This is a genomic window from Plasticicumulans sp. (genome assembly GCF_035331805.1).
Classification (GTDB): Bacteria; Pseudomonadota; Gammaproteobacteria; order Competibacterales; family Competibacteraceae; genus Plasticicumulans.
The window spans coordinates 1-2745 of the sequence record NZ_DAOLKE010000427.1 but is presented as its reverse complement, the minus strand read 5'-3'; the positions used below and the strand labels follow the sequence as shown (position 1 = coordinate 2745).

General features: G+C 68.3%; 1 protein-coding gene and 1 pseudogene. Both read left to right on the top strand.

All coding sequences use genetic code 11. The features are described 5' to 3' along the window. Window positions 1-207: pseudogene (locus tag PKE44_RS17910) on the top strand (Uma2 family endonuclease); the annotation flags it as partial. Window positions 208-588: 381 nt separating this feature from the next. Continuing rightward, window positions 589-2541, top strand: coding sequence for an acyltransferase family protein (locus PKE44_RS17905; protein ID WP_324553972.1), 1953 nt, complete (start codon window positions 589-591; stop codon window positions 2539-2541). Window positions 2542-2745 lie beyond the last annotated feature (204 nt).

Here is a 2745-nt window from a genome sequence, read left to right as displayed (position 1 = left end):
CTCGCGAGCCTGCAGGAATACGTGACCATCGACCCGGACGCGCCGCTGGTGCAGGTCTTCCGCCGCAGCCCCGACGGCTGGACGCTGCACGCCGCCGAGGCCGGCGACACGGTCGGATTCGCCAGCATCGATCTGTGCGTGCCGATCGCGGCGGTGTACGAGGACGTGCGCTTCGAGCCGCCGGCGGATGGCGGATCCCGGGCCTGAAGCCGCGGCACACCCTCGCGCCTGCACGCTGCCGGCGTTTCAGGCAGAACCCGCCTTGCCCGATGCGTCATGCCGATCACACGCAAGTGCATGGTTTTCCTCTTTTCTCCCCGACACCTCTCCCACGAGGCACGAGGAACTGAAAAGCGAAGGCTTGCGGTGTGACCGGTATCCGCCATCGGGCATCCGCATGCGCCCTTCGGAAAGACCGGTTACGGCGCGCTGCGGCTGCAGCGTAAAATCCCGGGGCCGGGCAGCGTGCGCCCGGCTTCCCTGAACGAACGCCTGCCCCGGAGGCAAGCGGCGGGATTGCCGCCAGACGGCATCGCCCTGCGCGATGGCGCCTGCCTGTTTTTCAAATCGACAGCAAGGACACCACCCGTGAAATTTCGCCCCGACATCGAAGGATTGCGTGCGGTCGCGGTGATGCTGGTCGTGGCGGCACACGCCAGGATCGATTTTCTGGCCGGAGGCTTCATCGGCGTCGACGTGTTTTTCGTGCTGTCCGGTTACCTGATCACCGGTCTGCTCGTGCAGGAACTGACGACGCACGGACGCATCGATCTGCCACGGTTCTATGCCCGCCGTTTCCGGCGCCTGTTTCCTTCGCTGCTGGTCGTCATTGCCATCAGCAGCCTGCTCGGCCAGCAATTGCTGGCCATCGGCGAACAGCCGGGGCAGGCGCTGGCCGCAGCCAGCGCGATCGTCTGGCTCAGCAACTTTTATTTTTCGTTTTCCGAACTCGATTACTTCAGTGCGGGAGCCGAGGGCAATCTGTTCCTGCACACCTGGTCGCTGGGCGTCGAGGAGCAGTTCTACCTGATCTGGCCCGCGCTGCTGATCCTGCTGGCCACGGCCGGACGCCCCGACAGCGGCCAGGCGAATCCGGGACGGCTGCGGCGGGCACTGCCGGTGATCACCGTCCTCGGCCTGCTCGTCAGCATCGTCTGGACGGCACTCGATCCGCTGCCGGCCTATTACCTGCTCCCGACCCGCGTCTGGCAGTTCGCGCTGGGCGCGCTGGTGTATCTGCACTTCGGCGGCCAGACGCCCCCGGCCGTCGCCCCCGGCCTGCTGCGCCCGGCGGGCTGGCTGGGGCTCGCGGCCATCCTCGCGGCCGCACTGCTGTTCGACGGCCAGTCGGGCTACCCCGGCTTCCTCGCCGCCCTGCCGAGCGTGGGCGCGGCGGTGGTGCTGGCAAGCGGTGCGCACCTGTCGCGATCCGGCGTCGGCTGGCTGCTGTCGCGGGCGCCGATGCAGGCGATCGGGCGGGTTTCCTACGTCTGGTATCTGTGGCACTGGCCGGTGCTGCTGCTCGGTGCCGCCGTGCTGGATGCGTCGCGGCTGGAGGTGCGCGCAGGGCTTGCGCTGCTGGCACTGCTGCTCGCCGCCCTGACGCACGTGCTGATCGAAGCGCCACTGCGCGATGCCCGGCGCCACCCGCTGCCCGTGCGCGCCGTGCTGGCCGGCACGATGCTGACGATGTTCATCACCAGCGGACTGGCGCTGAACTGGCACGAGGACAGCCTGCAGGAAGCTGGAAACGCGCAGCAACAACCCTATGAACAGGCCCGCCTCGATGCGCCGGTGATCTATGCAATGGGCTGCGACGACTGGTTTCACGCCGATACGGTGAAAGCCTGCGAATTCGGCACCGGCAAGGCGGGAAAGACCGCGGTCGTGCTCGGCGACAGCATCGGTCTGCAATGGTTTCCAGCGTTTGAATCCGTGTTCGTTCCCCGGGACTGGCGTCTGCTGGTGCTGACCAAATCGTCGTGCCCGATGGTGGACGAGCCGATCTTCTATGCCCGGATCGGGCGCCGCTACGAGGAATGCGAACGCTGGCGCGCGAACGCCCTGCAGGCCATCGCGCAACTGCACCCGGACATGGTGATCCTCGGCTCGACCTACACCTACGATTTCAGCGAAAGCCAGTGGCGGGAAGGCACGGCACGGCTGCTGACCCCGCTCGCCGCCGCGGCCGGCCGGGTCTACCTGCTGCGCTCGACGCCGGTCCTGCCCTTCGATGCGCCGTCCTGCCTGGCCCCGCGCGGATGGCTGTACCAGCAGATCCCGGATCAGGACCGATGCGCCGCTGCGCTCCGGGACCCCCGCCATGACGACGTGGACCGCTGGATCCGGTCCGCCGCCGCGGCCTTCAGCAATGTGAAGGTCGTCGACATGAGCGACGCCGTCTGCCCCGGCGGCGTCTGCCGCGCGCAGCAGCACGGCATGGTCGCCTTCCGCGACACGCAGCACCTGAGCGCCGGGTTTGCGCGCTCCCTGAGCGACGATCTGGCCCGGCGGCTGAATCCCGATGCCGCCGGCCTGTGATCCGGCAGTTCGCTGCCACACGCCGGCTGCGTCCGTGATTCCCGACAACGGGCACCGGGATCACGGCCGGTGACCGCATGAGCGATCGCGGATCGCAGAGGCCCCGGGCCGGGAAGGCGGCATCCATTGCGGGACGGCCGGCGAACAATGCCAGCGCCGCCGTCATTTCATGCCGGCGAGGACATCGGCCAGCGCCTGATCGGC